Source organism: Pelistega sp. MC2, from assembly GCF_900099475.1.
GTDB lineage: Bacteria > Pseudomonadota > Gammaproteobacteria > Burkholderiales > Burkholderiaceae_B > Taylorella > Taylorella indica.
Genome location: NZ_LT628276.1, coordinates 262,887 through 278,402 on the forward strand (window position 1 = coordinate 262,887; position 15,516 = coordinate 278,402).

At 39.7% G+C, this 15,516-nt stretch carries 13 protein-coding genes; 8 read left to right on the top strand and 5 right to left on the bottom strand.

Features of this window, described 5'->3' with window-relative positions; all coding sequences use genetic code 11:
• Positions 1-29 precede the first annotated feature (29 nt).
• Entirely contained in the window at positions 30-1,226 is a 1,197-nt protein-coding gene (locus BQ4443_RS11575) for a trans-sulfuration enzyme family protein (protein WP_071059194.1), read from the bottom strand.
• Between the two features lie 62 nt (positions 1,227-1,288).
• On the opposite strand from BQ4443_RS11575, the gene BQ4443_RS11580 reads away from it, so the two are divergent.
• Positions 1,289-1,912: a LysE family translocator gene (locus BQ4443_RS11580; RefSeq protein WP_023951652.1), complete on the top strand. Its 624-nt coding sequence runs from the start codon at positions 1,289-1,291 to the stop codon at positions 1,910-1,912.
• A gap of 63 nt (positions 1,913-1,975) precedes the next feature.
• Here BQ4443_RS11580 and BQ4443_RS11585 read toward each other — a convergent pair whose 3' ends face one another.
• On the bottom strand, positions 1,976-3,040 hold the full coding sequence (locus tag BQ4443_RS11585) for an MBL fold metallo-hydrolase (protein ID WP_071059196.1): 1,065 nt from the start codon (positions 3,038-3,040) through the stop codon (positions 1,976-1,978).
• 84 nt (positions 3,041-3,124) lie between these two features.
• On the opposite strand from BQ4443_RS11585, the gene BQ4443_RS11590 reads away from it, so the two are divergent.
• The 5 genes from BQ4443_RS11590 (at position 3,125) to BQ4443_RS11610 (ending at position 9,754) form a co-directional block, all read left to right on the top strand.
• Complete coding sequence (locus BQ4443_RS11590) at positions 3,125-3,505, top strand: MerR family transcriptional regulator (protein WP_023951648.1); 381 nt, start codon at positions 3,125-3,127, stop codon at positions 3,503-3,505.
• Positions 3,506-3,698: 193 nt separating this feature from the next.
• Positions 3,699-4,877, top strand: coding sequence for an isovaleryl-CoA dehydrogenase (locus BQ4443_RS11595; RefSeq protein ID WP_023951646.1), 1,179 nt, complete (start codon positions 3,699-3,701; stop codon positions 4,875-4,877).
• A 36-nt stretch (positions 4,878-4,913) separates the two neighbouring features.
• Positions 4,914-6,095 carry an acetyl-CoA C-acyltransferase gene (locus BQ4443_RS11600; protein WP_023951644.1) on the top strand — a complete coding sequence of 394 codons (1,182 nt, stop codon included), beginning with the start codon at positions 4,914-4,916 and terminating at the stop codon, positions 6,093-6,095.
• Positions 6,096-6,120: 25 nt separating this feature from the next.
• Positions 6,121-7,728, top strand: coding sequence for a carboxyl transferase domain-containing protein (locus BQ4443_RS11605; protein ID WP_023951642.1), 1,608 nt, complete (start codon positions 6,121-6,123; stop codon positions 7,726-7,728).
• A 13-nt stretch (positions 7,729-7,741) separates the two neighbouring features.
• The gene (locus BQ4443_RS11610) at positions 7,742-9,754 is read left to right on the top strand and encodes an acetyl/propionyl/methylcrotonyl-CoA carboxylase subunit alpha (RefSeq protein WP_071059199.1); all 2,013 of its coding nucleotides are present in this window, start codon (positions 7,742-7,744) and stop codon (positions 9,752-9,754) included.
• A gap of 122 nt (positions 9,755-9,876) precedes the next feature.
• On the opposite strand, the gene BQ4443_RS11615 is transcribed toward BQ4443_RS11610, so the two are convergent.
• Genes BQ4443_RS11615 through BQ4443_RS11625 form a run of 3 tightly spaced genes read right to left on the bottom strand, consistent with a single transcriptional unit; the run spans position 9,877 to position 11,614 of the window.
• Positions 9,877-10,119 carry a hypothetical protein gene (locus BQ4443_RS11615; protein WP_023951638.1) on the bottom strand — a complete coding sequence of 81 codons (243 nt, stop codon included), beginning with the start codon at positions 10,117-10,119 and terminating at the stop codon, positions 9,877-9,879.
• Positions 10,112-10,402 (bottom strand): hypothetical protein, encoded by a 291-nt coding sequence (locus tag BQ4443_RS11620; RefSeq protein ID WP_023951635.1) that lies wholly within the window; start codon positions 10,400-10,402, stop codon positions 10,112-10,114. The genes BQ4443_RS11615 and BQ4443_RS11620 overlap by 8 nt, the downstream gene beginning before the upstream one ends.
• 18 nt (positions 10,403-10,420) lie before the next feature.
• On the bottom strand, positions 10,421-11,614 hold the full coding sequence (locus BQ4443_RS11625) for an acetylornithine transaminase (protein WP_071059201.1): 1,194 nt from the start codon (positions 11,612-11,614) through the stop codon (positions 10,421-10,423).
• 180 nt (positions 11,615-11,794) lie between these two features.
• Between BQ4443_RS11625 and gluQRS the strand changes: the two genes are divergently transcribed.
• Together gluQRS and BQ4443_RS11635 are read left to right on the top strand one after the other, a co-directional pair.
• Positions 11,795-12,673: a tRNA glutamyl-Q(34) synthetase GluQRS gene (gene gluQRS, locus BQ4443_RS11630; protein WP_071059203.1), complete on the top strand. Its 879-nt coding sequence runs from the start codon at positions 11,795-11,797 to the stop codon at positions 12,671-12,673.
• A gap of 198 nt (positions 12,674-12,871) precedes the next feature.
• Positions 12,872-15,490: a DNA topoisomerase III gene (locus BQ4443_RS11635; RefSeq protein WP_071059205.1), complete on the top strand. Its 2,619-nt coding sequence runs from the start codon at positions 12,872-12,874 to the stop codon at positions 15,488-15,490.
• The last annotated feature ends 26 nt before the right edge of the window (positions 15,491-15,516 follow it).

Sequence of the window (15,516 nt, forward strand, 5' to 3'; positions counted from 1 at the left end):
GGGAGCTTATATTTTTGACACTGTATTTTTTACACCTTGTGGTGGCGAGCCTTATCTAACGCTTGTGATAAGTCAGCAATCAAGTCCTCCACTGACTCTAAACCAATATGTAATCTGACCAGACTAGGGTAAGAAGCGTTCCAGTAGGCATGATTTTTAAGGAAACTCACATCAACCATATCTACCAGACTTTCATATCCTCCCCAAGAATAACCAATACTAAATAACTCTAGTGTCTCCACAAAAACCTTTGTTTGTTCGGGAGTGAAATTCAAGGCAACAGACATCATGCCATTTGACCCCCGGGCATCTCTTTTCCATAATGCATGATGACTATCTTTCTCATAAGCCGGATGGAAAATTTGCAAGGTTTCTGGCTGTTGATCAAAAAACTCACATACTTTTAAAGCATTTTCTGCATGACGTTTCATGCGAACATCAATTGTTCTCACCCCTCTAATTGCTAACCATACATCATCTGCACTGGTTGAGAAACCTAAAGCATATTGATTAATATCTAATGTTTTAATAACTTTCTCATCCTTGGCAACTACAGCACCCATTAATAAATCTGAATGTCCACCAATATATTTGGTGACAGCAACCACTGAAATATCAGCTCCAAGCTCTAAAGGACGATAAGCAATCCCTGATCCCCATGTATTATCCGTAACTAGCAAAATATTATGTTTTTTAGCAATAGCTGCAATAGATGGTAAATCTAACATTTCAAACAATAACGATCCGGGTGACTCGATATACAATACTTTGGTATTAGGCTTGGTTTGAGCTTCTATTTCATCAGCATTACGCATAGAGCAAAAAGTGCTTTCAATATTCATCCGTTGTAAAACGGTTTTATCCATTTGACGAACTGGTCCATACACACAATCAGCAACTAGCATATGATCGCCAGCACTTAAGAAACTTAACAGTACCATTGCAATCGCATTTAACCCTGAGGGCGCTAAAAAGGCTCTTTGTCCTCCCTCAAGCTCGCACATAATTTCTTCGAATGCAGCATGGGTATCCATCCCCATTCGTCCATATCCTACAATTCTTTCACCACTAGATTGGCGTTTATATGTATCATATAAGTCATGAATGGTATTGAACCGAACTGTGCTCGTTCTAATAGCAGGTAATGCAACTGGAGCACGAGGATGTTGTTCATCACAAGGGGCGGTACCAAGATGAGAAAGTTTGGTGAATAAGGATTTAGACATAATTATTTGCTTAATTTAATCAAAACAGTAACACTACTCAGTATACTAGCAAAAGAGTTTTTATGCCTTTAGATATTCTTATAAGCTTTTTCGGTGTCAGCATATTGCTGGCTCTTTCTCCCGGCCCAGACAATATTTTTGTATTATTACAAAGTGCTCTGTATGGTGCTAAAGTGGGGTTTTTTATTATCCTAGGCTTATGTACTGGGTTAATCTTTCACACATTATTAGTGACTTTTGGTGTTGCTACACTTATTAAAACTTCTCCAACAGCCTTTTTAATACTAAAAATTATTGGTGCAACCTATCTGTTGTACCTTGCTTATTTAACAGCAAAATCTAAACCGATGACACTAGATAGTTCATCCCAGAAAACAAATTCTCCACTGTCTTATGGGCAATATTATCGTCGTGGTATTTTGATGAATGTGACTAATCCCAAAGTAACCCTATTTTTCTTAGCTTTTTTACCCCAATTCCTATATTCATCCAGTATTACTGCTACTCAACAATTAATATCACTAAGTGCCCTCTTTATGTTAGCAACCTTTATTACATTTAATACGATTGCTTACTTCAGTGGCACGTTTGGACGCATCATTAAACAATCACCAAAAGCACAATATATATTAAATATTGTTACCGTGATTGTGTTTGTAGGATTAGCTATAAAGTTATTTTTCTAATAATTATCAGATTTCCTATTACTACAAGATAAGAAATCTGATTTCCCCATACGATAAAATAAGTCAATTAATCTGTTGGAATCTGTAAATGCCTTGTTCATCAACCAAACGTTTTAACTTACCTTCAAAATAAAGTGCATTTAAATGAGCAAGCGCCTCACCCATAGCAAATGTCAATTGATGTAAATCCAATTCACGTTTAAACATTTTTGGTACGATTTCACTGACGGTCGCAGGTGTCTCACACATACTCCATACCTCTTCCAAACGCTCTTTATGATGCTCATGTTGCTGACGAATACGCTCATGGATGCCTCTAAAGGGACGACCATGTGAAGGCAACACCAACACATCTTCAGGTATATGGTCATATTTATTTAGTGATTCCAAATAAAGTGGTAATGGATTTGCTTCAGGCTCATAATCAAATACACTCACATTAGTAGATATTTTCGGTAAGATCATATCACCAGAAATCAATAAATTGAGTGATGGACAAAATAACGCTATATGCTCTGGTGCATGGCCATAACCCGAAATCAACTCCCATACAAAATCACCTAATTTAATCTGCTGACCATCCATCAACCGACAATAAGAGCTTGGCGGTTTTGATACTAATCCTGGGTAATAATTTGCACGCTGCCTAATTTTTTCCTGAGCCTCTTTATCTATAAGACCATGTCTAGCAAAATGCTCAACAGCCATCTCTCCACCAGTCCCTGCACCTGCTGTTGAGTTTGCCGTCCAAAGCTTGGATACCATATAATCCGTCATGCTCATAAATAGAGGCACTTGCCATTTCTCACATAACCACCCAGCAAGTCCAACATGATCTGGGTGCATATGAGTCACAATAACTCGTGTGACAGGCAAGCCTTCTAGTTCTTGCTCAAATATTTTTTCCCATAATTCCTTTACAGGATCTTTGGCTATACCACAGTCAACTATGGCCCAACCCTTTTTCCCTTGAAACTCATCCTTGACTAACCAAAGATTAATATGGTTTAAAGCAAAAGGGAGTGGCATTTTAATCCATTTCACCCCCGGCAAAATTTCAAATGCATTGCCTGGACTAGGTTCAATTCCATCGAATGGATAACTAAGTTTTAATTCATTCTGATTCATTATCACTAACATCCTCTATTGACAATATGACCATAATAATGGAAACTTTACGCAAACGTAAACTAGTATTTTCGATAGGCTACTATGAGCAACAAAACTTGGAGCATTTCAGAACTGGCGCAGGAATTTGGTGTGACACCTCGTACGCTGCGCTTTTATGAAGACCACCATATTCTTAATCCTATTCGAGAAGGTCAAAAACGTATCTATACTCATAGGGATCGCACCAGACTTAAGCTAGCCCTAAGAGGAAAACGTTTAGGGTTTCCTTTGAGTGAGATTTGCTCGCTCATTGATATGTATGACGGACCTGGTAGCACCGATACGCAATTAAAAACCTATCTGGATGCCTTACAAAAACACAAATCACAACTACTCCAACAAAAAGCGGATATAGAGCAAACATTAGCGGAAATTGATTACCAAGAAAAGCAGTGTTTCGCTCTGCTTCAGCATCATTCGTAAATTATCTTCATTAGCTAATTTCGTTCAAACAACATTATTCACATTATTCCATAAGCAAGCTTAAGGAAAAATATATAAGTACTAAGGAAAACCCTAGGTTTACGTTAACGTAAACTAACCGTTACAATACTGTTATATTCATTTGCTATATTTATCATTTGCAGATATACCCTATTTTTCTGAGGAGAATACTATGACTCTGCCCGGTTTAAACTTTGATTTAGGTGAAGATTTAGACACCCTTCGTGATGCTATTTACCAATTTGCTCAGGCGGAAATTGCTCCTCGAGCTCAAGAGATTGACCATTCTGACCAATTCCCTATGGATTTATGGAAAAAATTTGGTGAAATGGGACTCTTAGGTCTAACGGTTGCAGAAGAATATGGTGGCACTAATTTAGGCTACCTAGCTCATATGATTGCCATGGAAGAAATTTCTCGTGCAAGTGCTTCAGTAGGTTTATCTTATGGGGCACATTCTAACCTTTGTGTTAACCAACTCCACCGTAATGGCACAGAAGCTCAAAAGCAAAAATATTTACCCAAACTCGTTTCTGGTGAGCATATAGGTGCTTTAGCCATGTCAGAGCCAGGTGCTGGTTCTGACGTTGTGAGCATGAAACTTCGAGCAGAGAAAAAAGGTGATAAATATATTTTGAACGGCAGCAAAATGTGGATTACTAATGGTCCTGACGCTGACACGTTAGTCGTCTATGCAAAAACTAATCCAGAAGCCCATTCAAAAGGCATCACTGCTTTTATTATTGAGAAAGGATTTAAAGGATTTTCAATTGCACAAAAACTAGACAAAATGGGTATGCGAGGTAGCCATACAGGTGAGCTAGTATTCCAAGATTGTGAAGTTCCTGAAGAAAATATTCTAGGTGAATTAAACGGTGGTGTTAAGGTATTAATGAGTGGACTTGACTACGAACGCGCTGTTTTATCTGGTGGACCATTAGGCATTATGCAAGCAGTTATGGACGTAACAGTTCCTTACATCCATGATCGCAAGCAATTTGGTCAATCAATTGGCGAATTCCAGTTAATTCAAGGTAAGATAGCAGATATGTATACAGCGCTTCAAGCGTGTCGTGCATTCTGCTATACCGTAGGGAAAAACCTAGATCGTGCTGGCGCAGCTCATGTCCGCGAAGTTCGTAAAGATTGTGCAGCCGTGATTCTATATTGTGCAGAAAAAGCGACTTGGATGGCGGGTGAAGGCATCCAAATTCTAGGTGGTAATGGTTATATCAATGAATTCCCTGTTGGACGTCTATGGCGTGATGCTAAATTGTATGAAATTGGTGCCGGCACTAGCGAAATCCGCCGTATGCTTATTGGTCGTGAATTATTCAACGAAACCAAATAATTCTCCTCGTTAATTTTAAACTTAAAGGAATTTACTATGTCAGATCCAATCGTAATCGTATCCGCTGTACGTACTCCAATGGGAGCTATGTTAGGTAGTTTGTCGGGTCTAGCAGCACATGAATTAGGCGCCATTGCGATTAAAGCTGCTGTGGAACGTGCAGGTCTTAAAGCTGAAGATGTTAACGATGTTATCATGGGTAATGTTTTACAAGCAGGTCAAGGTCAGGCGCCTGCTCGTCAGGCTACTCTTGGTGCTGGTCTTCCCAAAAGCGTTGCTTCTTTAACTATCCATAAAGTATGTGGTTCTGGTTTAAAAGCCGTGATGTTAGCCCATGATATGTTACTTGCCGGTAGCACTGATGTGGTGGTTGCAGGTGGACAAGAAAGCATGTCAAACGCCCCTTACCTATTATTAAAAGGTCGCCAAGGTTATCGCTATGGCAATTCTACTGTTTATGACCATATGGCTTTAGACGGTCTAGAAGATGCTTACCAACGTGGCACGGCAATGGGTGTATTTGCTGAACAATGTGTAGATAAATACAAATTTACTCGTGAAGAGCAAGACGCATATGCTATTGAATCATTACGCCGAGCTAACCAAGCAATTGCTGATGGTAGTTTTAAATGGGAAATTGCTCCTGTGACAATCAGTGGTCGTTCAGGTGATACCGTTGTAGATACTGACGAAGCACCAACAAAAGCAAAACCAGAGAAAATCCCATCATTACGTCCTGCCTTCAAAAAAGACGGTTCAGTCACTGCAGCAAACTCATCTTCAATTTCTGACGGTGCTTCTGCTTTAGTATTAATGCGTGCCTCTACAGCTGAAAAATTAGGTGTTAAACCTTTAGCCAAAGTAGTTGCCCACACTCAACACTCACACGAACCAGAATGGTTTACAACAGCTCCAGTTGGTGCTATTCAAAAATGTGCCGATAAAGCAGGTTGGGCACTTAACGATGTTGACTTATTCGAAATTAACGAAGCCTTCGCTGTTGTGACTATGGCAGCAATGAAAGACCTTTCTCTTGACCATGCCAAAGTAAATATCCATGGTGGTGCTACAGCATTAGGTCATCCAATCGGTGCCTCAGGTGCTCGTATCCTAACAACATTAATTGGTGCATTACGCAAAACAAGTGGTAAAAAAGGCATTGCTTCACTATGTATTGGTGGTGGTGAAGCCGTTGCACTTGCTGTAGAAATGTACTAAAACATTCAATAACTAGGAAAGACCTATGCCAGTAATTACGTCAAAAATTAATACTCGCTCGCAAACATTTCTTGAAAATGTGGCAAGTATGCAGGCACAAGTTGATGACCTCAAACAACAACTACACAAAACATCTCTAGGTGGCAGTCAAGCATCTCGTGATAAACATACGGCTCGTGGCAAACTCTTACCTCGTGACCGTGTTGAACGTTTACTTGACCCTGGTAGTGCTTTTTTAGAGCTATCTCCTCTTGCTGCCCATGGAATGTATGATAATGAGGCACCCGGTGCGGGTATTATCACTGGTATAGGTCGTGTTTCTGGTGTTGAATGCATGATTGTATGTAACGACCCTACAGTCAAAGGTGGGACTTATTACCCAATGACTGTAAAAAAACACCTTCGAGCACAAGAGATTGCTCAACAAAACCGTTTACCATGTATTTACTTAGTTGACTCTGGTGGTGCTAATCTTCCTCGTCAAGATGAAGTATTCCCCGATAGAGATCACTTTGGGCGTATTTTCTTTAACCAAGCGCAAATGTCAGCATTAGGAATTGCTCAAATTGCAGTGGTAATGGGGTCATGTACGGCTGGTGGTGCTTATGTTCCAGCCATGAGTGATGAATCTATTATCGTTAAAAATCAAGGTACTATCTTTTTAGGGGGACCTCCTCTTGTAAAAGCCGCAACAGGTGAAGTTGTTACCGCAGAGGACCTTGGTGGGGGTGATGTACATACGCGCTTATCAGGTGTTGCAGACCATCTTGCCAACAATGATTTACACGCCTTAGAACTAGCAAGAGAAGCTGTTGCACGTCTTAATCTTAAAAAAAATAATCCTCTCAGAGTAATTCCTGTACGAGAGCCTCTATATAATCCTGAGGAGCTCAATGGCATTATCCCTGTAGATACTCGTAAACCATTTGATGTTCGCGAAGTCATTGCTCGTATTGTAGATGGCTCTGAATTCGAAGAATTTAAAGCGCGTTTCGGGACCACACTTGTTACAGGTTTTGCTCATATTCACGGTATGCCAGTCGGTATTATTGCTAATAACGGTATTTTATTCTCTGAAGCTGCCCAAAAAGGTACACACTTTATTGAATTATGTTGCCAACGAAAGATCCCTCTTGTATTTTTACAAAACATTACTGGTTTTATGGTTGGTCGTAAATACGAAAATGAAGGTATCGCACGTCATGGTGCAAAAATGGTAACTGCTGTTTCTACGGCGTCTGTACCTAAGTTTACCGTTCTGATTGGCGGCTCTTTTGGTGCAGGAAACTATGGGATGTGTGGTCGAGCATTCGGTCCAAGAATGCTATATATGTGGCCAAATGCCCGCATTTCAGTTATGGGTGGTGAACAAGCAGCAAGCGTTCTGTCTACGATTAAACGAGACCAATTTGAAGCCAAAGGCGAACAATGGTCTACTGAAGACGAAGAAGCATTTAAAGCACCTATCCGTGATAAATATGAGGTTGAAGGTCATCCTTACTATGCTTCGGCGCGCCTATGGGATGATGGCATTATCCAACCAGCCGATACTCGTCGTGTGCTCGCTTTAAGCCTATCAGCAGCCTTAAATGCCCCAATCGAAGATACTAAATTCGGTGTATTCCGTATCTAAAGGAGACCACGTAATGTTTACAAAAATTCTTATTGCTAATCGTGGTGAAATTGCTTGCCGAGTAGCGTCTACAGCCAGAAAAATGGGCATTCGTACAGTGGCCGTATACTCCGATGCTGATGCCAACTCAGCTCATGTTGCCGCATGTGATGAGTCTGTCTATATTGGAGGATCAGAGCCTCGTCAAAGTTATTTACGAGCTGATGCGATTTTAGAGGCCGCCAAAAAAACAGGCGCTCAAGCTATACACCCAGGTTACGGATTCCTATCAGAAAATGAATCTTTTGCTAATGCCTGTGCTAGTCAAAATATCGTGTTTATTGGCCCTCCAGCTTCATCGATTGCAGCGATGGGAAGTAAATCAGCGGCCAAAGCCCTAATGGAAAAAGCTGGTGTTCCTCTAGTTCCTGGTTATCATGGTGATAATCAACACCCTGATTTTCTCCAACAAGAAGCTAACCGAATTGGTTACCCTGTCTTAATCAAAGCCAGTGCTGGTGGCGGTGGTAAGGGGATGCGTATTGTACAATCTGAGGCTGACTTTAAAGAAGCACTCAGCTCATGCAAACGTGAAGCTATCAGTAGCTTCGGTGACGATAAAGTTCTAGTTGAGCGCTACCTTAGTAAACCTCGCCATATCGAAATTCAAGTTTTTGCAGATAGTTTAGGCAATACTGTTTATCTATTCGAACGCGATTGTTCTGTGCAACGTCGTCATCAAAAAGTCATTGAAGAAGCACCTGCTCCGGGTATGACACCTGAACGTCGTGCTGAAATGGGTGAGGCTGCAGTTGCTGCTGCCAAAGCTGTTGGCTATGTAGGTGCAGGAACAGTAGAGTTTATCGCTGAACCTGACGGTCGTTTCTATTTTATGGAAATGAATACTCGACTACAAGTAGAGCACCCTGTAACAGAAATGATTACTGGATTTGACCTAGTAGAGTGGCAACTACGTGTTGCCGCAGGAGAACCTTTACCAGCAAAACAAGACGATCTAACGATTAAAGGGCATGCCATTGAATCACGCATTTACGCAGAAAATCCTGACAATGGTTTCTTGCCATCAATCGGGCAATTACAGTATTTCCACTTACCTGACCATGTCAAATTTGAGTTAGGAGATATTCGTGTTGATGGCGGAGTAAGACAAGGTGATACGATTTCTCCTTTCTATGACCCAATGATTGCTAAATTGATTGTATGGGGCAATAATCGTGAACAAGCTATTGCGAGAATGAAACAAGCTTTAGCTAATACACAAGTAGTAGGTGTTAGTACAAATATTGATTTCTTAGGTCGTTTATATAGTAATAATGCATTCACCACTGCTGACCTAGATACAGGCTTAATTGAGAAAAATCAAGCTCAGTTACTACCTCCTATACAGGCAGCTAGCACCGATAAACTTGCTCATTTAGTCGCAGCACTCTTAGCTAAACGAGGACAAGTTTCCTCTACAGCACACTCTCAGCAAGCATCTGTTGATCCTTGGGACTTAACAGATGCATGGCGCATAGCCTCTCAGTATGCTGAAAACATCCATCTCATAGACGGAGAAGAAACACGAGAGATTAAACTAAGCCGAGAAAATAAACAATGGACAATGACTATTGGCGAGCAACACCAATCATTTACATGGTCTGTTAAAGAGGAAGATGGTCGCTACTTGACTAAGATTAGCCTAGATCAAGTTAACTCTAGTGCTGTGGTTGTCCTCAATAAGGAAGAAGCTTATATCTTTGACCAAGGGAAAGTGACTACATTACGCCTACCTGACGACTTACACCATGCAGGCGATGATCAAGGTCATGGCGGAGGCTTAGTCGCACCTATGCCCGGTAAAATCATTTCTTTAGCCGTTAATACTGGAGATGTAGTCAAGGCTGGTCAAGCATTGCTTGTTATGGAAGCAATGAAAATGGAACATACCATTACAGCACCCAAGGATGGCAAAGTAGAAGAAGTTTTCTATGCTGTAGGTGACCAAGTCACTGAAGGTGCTGAGTTGATTAAACTCGGGGAATAAGCACCTAAAATACAAAAAAGCCGAGATATCACTCTCGGCTTTTTTATACCCAATTCGCTAGGAACATTCTCTTTAGATATCTTCCTAAGAATATAGCCTATCATATTTCATCAAGAACTCTTTTAATTTAAACCTAAAAAATGCTCTTGAGCCTGTTGTGCTAGTTTAGCTAATAGTTTTTGTGCTTGTGTTGCTTGCACGCCTTCTTTTTTTAAGTTTTGAATAAATGTTCCTAAGGTTTCACTAACAATTTCTACATCACCATTGAGAATTTTTTTGAACATCAATCCACTGATATGCTCTAAGCGACCATCTGGTAACCTTCTCCAGCCATTGGCTGAAAAAGACACTGTTATATTAGTCATTCGTATCTCCTAGTATATCAAGATACTCATCAATACTTTCTTGATAGTAGTCTGTTAATTCAGTGTCCTGGTCTATGTCCTGAGCATAAGCCAAATAAGCAGAAGCACATTTCTCCACATAGTACTTCACCTCGTCTTTACTCTCAATTGTTTGCAGCAAACTCATCAACACGTGTTGAGTAGCATTTAGCTGCATAGTTAGACGATTATTCGCAGCGACTAAACTCAACAGTAACTCCTGTTGATCATCATCTGCACTATGTTCAAAAAATGTGTCTGCCATTACTGCTCACCTCTTTAATTATTTACGAACTTCAGCAATTAGTGCATCCAACCATACCAGCATAGTATTCATATCATCTTCTGAGATATTTAGAGCAGGCATAAAGCGTAGTAAATTAGCTCGTGGAGCATTTAATAATAAGCCTTCTGGTGCTCTCTCACGTGCTGCTAGTACTAAATCATTGCCATAGTCACCATCAAGTATTAAAGCACGTAATAAACCTAAACCTCGTTCACCTTTGAGCCCATACTTAGCCGAAAGAGTTAATAAGCCTTGTGATAATTGTTCTGCACGTGCATTAACACTCTCTAAAAAGCCTGGTGCAGTTAAGGCATCAAATATCGCCACACCAACAGCCGTCATCAATGGATTACCATTATAAGTACCCCCTTGATCACCATACTCAAATACTGATACTTCTTCTGTTGAGAGTAATGCTGCTAACGGTACACCTCCACCAATCCCTTTACCCAAGGTCATAATATCTGGAGCGATTCCATAGTGTTGGTGAGCAAATAAAGTACCACAACGCCCGTAACCTGTTTGCACCTCATCAACAATCAGTAAAAGACCTTTTTCTTTGGTTAAAGCACGTAACCCCTGCATAAACTCAGGTGTAGCAGGAATAACGCCTCCTTCACCTTGTACTGGCTCTAACATCACGGCAACTGTTTGCTCATCAATTAAAGCCTTAACAGAGTCCAAATCATTCATAATCGCCTTAGGGAATCCATCTACTTGTGGTGGAAATTTTTTATCCCACCCCTCTTTACCTGACGCTGACATAGTTGCAATAGTACGTCCATGAAAACTATTTTGCATCGTGATAATTTTGTAAGCCCCTTGGCGTTTCTTTTGACCCCATTTACGGGCTAATTTAATCGCTCCCTCATTTGCTTCTGCCCCACTATTGGCAAAAAACACTCGATTAAAAACACTTGAATTAACAAGACAATTTGCCAAATCAAGCGAAGGTTGATTATAAAAAGCTGGAGATGGATTAATTAATAACTGACTTTGCTTACTGAGTGCATCAAGCATAACCTTAGGATTATGCCCTAAACAATTTACTGCCCAGCCTTGAATCACATCTAAATAACGCTTACCAGCATGATCTTCCAACCATGATCCTTCGCCTTTAACAAAGACAAGTTCTGGACGAGCCGTAATATCCATTAAGGCTTTTGTTGATTGCACATTAAATGATGACATAAAAACTCCTAAGCGTAAGAAAGTAGCTAATGATGATTGAATAACTTATTTTAAAGTGTTTTAAGCCTTAAGCTAATATTTGTGCGTTTTCTATCTATAAAAACTCTATCCTATCAATAGTACCCGTTATTTATTTGGTAACTGTTAAAATAATTTATCTTTTCTTGCCTATACCCCACTATGCAAACACTTTCAGCGTACACTGGCCGCTTTGCTCCTAGTCCTAGTGGTCCGTTACACGACGGTTCATTAGTAGCAGCAATGGCTAGCTATCTTGATGCCAAAGCCCATCATGGTCGTTGGTTACTACGCATTGAAGATATTGATACTCCTCGCACTGTTACAGGAGCGGATAAGGTTATCATGCAACAATTACAAGCTCTCGGTATGCATTGGGATGGAGAAGTGATTTATCAATCACAGCGCCTTAATCGGTATCAAGAATGCTTTGATTTACTCAATCAACAAGGTTTGATCTACGGCTGTTCTTGTACACGTAAAATCATTACTGACAATGCTATAGCACTTGGCATACATAAATCAGGACAATATCCCTACCTTGGTACCTGTCGGCAAGGAGCTAAAGGCATACCTCGTGCATGGCGACTTATTATGCCAGAGGGTCTATTTAGCTTTGAAGATAGGTGGTTAGGTCGACAAGAACAAAATATCCAACAAGAGATTGGTGATATTATTATTAAACGTGCTGATAAGCTTTTTGCTTACCAATTTGTCGTTGTTATTGATGATTTTGATCAAGGTGTAACCGATATTGTTCGAGGACAAGACATTTTAGACTCAACATTACGTCAGCAATGCATTGGACACTATCTAGGCTTTTCTTCTATTCGTTATTTGCATGTACCCTTAGTAATGGATAGTGAGGGTCGAAAATTATCTAAACAAAATCACGCCAATCCTATTAATTTATCCAACGCCTTACAAAGCTTAGACAAAGCATGGAGAATCTTAGGGTTTAACTCTTTTCACCCCAAAAATATTGAGGCATTCTGGTCTGAAGCAGTCGTTCACTGGGCACAACGATTTGTAAAACACTAATATTTCATAGAAAAAATTTTTTTCCTATTTATTAATGTAAAATCAAATAGTTAGAATGTTATTTGCTTGCTTTAATCTTAAAATTAACAAAAGAATATTAAGGCATTTATGGATTTTCACTTGCAAAATACATTTTCCCTCTCTTATTATCCAAAATTATTGTTTATTTAATTTGGCTTTTACTAACACGAGAAAAGAATGACTAAGACTTTAATTATTGCCGAAAAACCTTCTGTTGCCCAAGATATTTCTCGGGCTCTCGGTGGCTTTGAGCGACACGATGGTTATTTTGAAAATAATCAATATGTCTTATCGTCCAGTGTTGGACATTTATTAACTCTGTTTAACCCTGACGATGTGGTGCGTGGTAAATGGTCTTTTACTCATTTACCTGCCATTCCTAAAAATGGTTTTGATATTCAGCCAGCTGACAAAAAGTCAATGGAGCGTTTAAAACTCTTAGTCAAATTACTCAAACGAAAAGATGTATCCGCCGTAATTAATGCCTGTGATGCGGGAAGAGAAGGTGAATTAATCTTTCGTTATATTATTCAATATGCCAAAGTAAATAAACCCATCCAACGGTTATGGCTCCAATCCATGACAAAGCAAGCCATACTGGATGCATTTAATAATCTTCGTTCAGATGAAAGCATGAAACCTCTAGAGGCGGCTGCACGCTCTCGTGCCGAAGCTGATTGGCTTGTTGGCATTAATGGTACTCGTGCCATGACTGCCTTCAATAGTAAAGACGGTGGTTTCTTTAAAACGCCTATTGGTCGAGTACAAACACCAACACTAGCTATTGTTTTTGATCGTGAGCAAAAAATTCGTCAATTTGAATCCAAAGACTACTGGGAAGTCATTGCTACTTTTGTCGCTGCAGCAGGTATCTATGAAGGCCGTTGGATTGATAAAGACTTCAAAAAAGATGCCAACAATCCAGAGAAAAAAGAAAATCGTTTATGGTCTGAATCTGAAGCACGAACCATTATTATGGCGTGCAAAAATAAAACAGGTACAGTCTCTGAAGAGTCTAAACCCCTCTCACAATCCTCTCCTGCTTTGTATGATTTAACTTCTTTACAACGTGAAGCTAACTCCCGATTTGGCTATTCGGCAAAAACAACACTGGCTCTAGCACAAGCACTTTATGAGCGCCATAAGGTCATCACTTACCCACGTACTGATTCACGTTATTTACCTGAAGACTATGTCAACACTGTCAAACAAACATTAGGTGAGATTAGCGAAAGTAGCTCTGCTATCAATAAATCACATGTACCGTTTGCTAAAAATATCTTAACTAAGTCATGGATAAAACCAAATAAACGCATTTTTGATAATAAGAAAGTATCTGATCACTTTGCAATTATCCCAACCTCGCAAGTACCTAAAGAATTAAGTGAAGCTGAAGCAAAGATTTATGATTTGATTACAAAACGCTTTATGGCAATCTTTTATCCAGCGGCAGAATACCTAGTAACAACTAGACTAACTCAAGTCTCAGGGCATTACTTTAAAACAGAAGGTAAAGTACTTGTTTCTGCTGGTTGGCTAGAAGTCTATGGTCGAACCACCCAAGAAGGCGATGATCATTTAGTACCCATTGCCCCAAATGAAAAGGTTCATACTGAAGATATTCGTATGGAAACTCATGCTACCAAGCCTCCTCCACATTACACTGAGGCAACATTACTCAGTGCCATGGAGGGAGCAGGTAAGCTTGTTGAAGATGATGAATTACGCGTAGCAATGTCTGAACGTGGTTTGGGTACGCCTGCTACTAGATCAACTATTATTGAAGGTTTAATCACTGATCAATACCTACGTCGTGAAAACCGTGACCTTATCCCAACCACAAAAACACGTCAATTAATGACGCTATTAAATGGTTTAAATATAAAAGAATTAACCTCGCCTGAATTAACAGGCGAATGGGAGCATAAACTCAAACAAATTGAGCAAGGGTCACTGGATAGAAACCTATTTATGCAAGAGATTGCACAAAACACTCAAGTCATTGTAAAACGTGCCAAAGAATATGAACATGACACAATACCAGGGGACTATGTTACTTTAACAGCACCTTGCCCTGTTTGTGGTAATCAAGTAAAAGAAAACTATCGCCGTTTTGCTTGTACTCACTGTGACTTTTCAATTACGAAAAACCCTGGTGGTCGTAATCTCGAAACAGAAGAGGCTGAAGAACTACTACGCAATAGATCTATTGGACCATTAACAGGCTTTATTAGTAAATTAGGACGTCCTTTCTCGGCTATTTTACGCCTGACAGATGAAAATAAACTTGAATTTGATTTTGGTCAGAATAATGATGAAGATAAAGAGGAGATTGATTTCTCTACCTTAAAAGCATTAGGCAAATGTCCAAAATGTGCCACTGGTCATATTTATGATGTAGGCATGAACTATATCTGTGATCAGTCTAACAATCAAGATAAGCCTTGTGATTTTAAATCTGGTAAAGTCATTCTGCAGCAGGAAATTTCATCTGAACAAATGCAAAAACTACTGGAAACTGGCAAAACTGATTTACTTGAAAACTTTGTCTCTAATCGGACAAATCGTAAATTTAAAGCTTATTTGGTGTTAGATAATAAAGGTAAAATCGGTTTTGAGTTTGAAGAAAGAGGGGCAGCAAGCAAAACAGCTACCAAAACAAGCTCAAAAGCAGCGACTAAAACAGCAGCTAAAAAAGCGACAAAATCGGTAACAAAAACAGGGCGTAAAGTTGCTACTAAATCAGCAGCAAAAACAACTACTACAGCTACTAAGAAAAAAACTAAGAAAGAATAAGCCCTTGTATTTTTGAACTCTAGCCA

Bases quoted from the DNA above. Each gene is read 5' to 3' on its own strand.
- BQ4443_RS11575 (WP_071059194.1), bottom strand. From the start codon at position 1,226: ATGTCTAAATCCTTATTCACCAAACTTTCTCATCTTGGTACCGCCCCT.
- BQ4443_RS11580 (WP_023951652.1), top strand. From the start codon at position 1,289: ATGCCTTTAGATATTCTTATAAGCTTTTTCGGTGTCAGCATATTGCTG.
- BQ4443_RS11585 (WP_071059196.1), bottom strand. From the start codon at position 3,040: ATGAATCAGAATGAATTAAAACTTAGTTATCCATTCGATGGAATTGAA.
- BQ4443_RS11590 (WP_023951648.1), top strand. From the start codon at position 3,125: ATGAGCAACAAAACTTGGAGCATTTCAGAACTGGCGCAGGAATTTGGT.
- BQ4443_RS11595 (WP_023951646.1), top strand. From the start codon at position 3,699: ATGACTCTGCCCGGTTTAAACTTTGATTTAGGTGAAGATTTAGACACC.
- BQ4443_RS11600 (WP_023951644.1), top strand. From the start codon at position 4,914: ATGTCAGATCCAATCGTAATCGTATCCGCTGTACGTACTCCAATGGGA.
- BQ4443_RS11605 (WP_023951642.1), top strand. From the start codon at position 6,121: ATGCCAGTAATTACGTCAAAAATTAATACTCGCTCGCAAACATTTCTT.
- BQ4443_RS11610 (WP_071059199.1), top strand. From the start codon at position 7,742: ATGTTTACAAAAATTCTTATTGCTAATCGTGGTGAAATTGCTTGCCGA.
- BQ4443_RS11615 (WP_023951638.1), bottom strand. From the start codon at position 10,119: ATGACTAATATAACAGTGTCTTTTTCAGCCAATGGCTGGAGAAGGTTA.
- BQ4443_RS11620 (WP_023951635.1), bottom strand. From the start codon at position 10,402: ATGGCAGACACATTTTTTGAACATAGTGCAGATGATGATCAACAGGAG.
- BQ4443_RS11625 (WP_071059201.1), bottom strand. From the start codon at position 11,614: ATGTCATCATTTAATGTGCAATCAACAAAAGCCTTAATGGATATTACG.
- gluQRS (WP_071059203.1), top strand. From the start codon at position 11,795: ATGCAAACACTTTCAGCGTACACTGGCCGCTTTGCTCCTAGTCCTAGT.
- BQ4443_RS11635 (WP_071059205.1), top strand. From the start codon at position 12,872: ATGACTAAGACTTTAATTATTGCCGAAAAACCTTCTGTTGCCCAAGAT.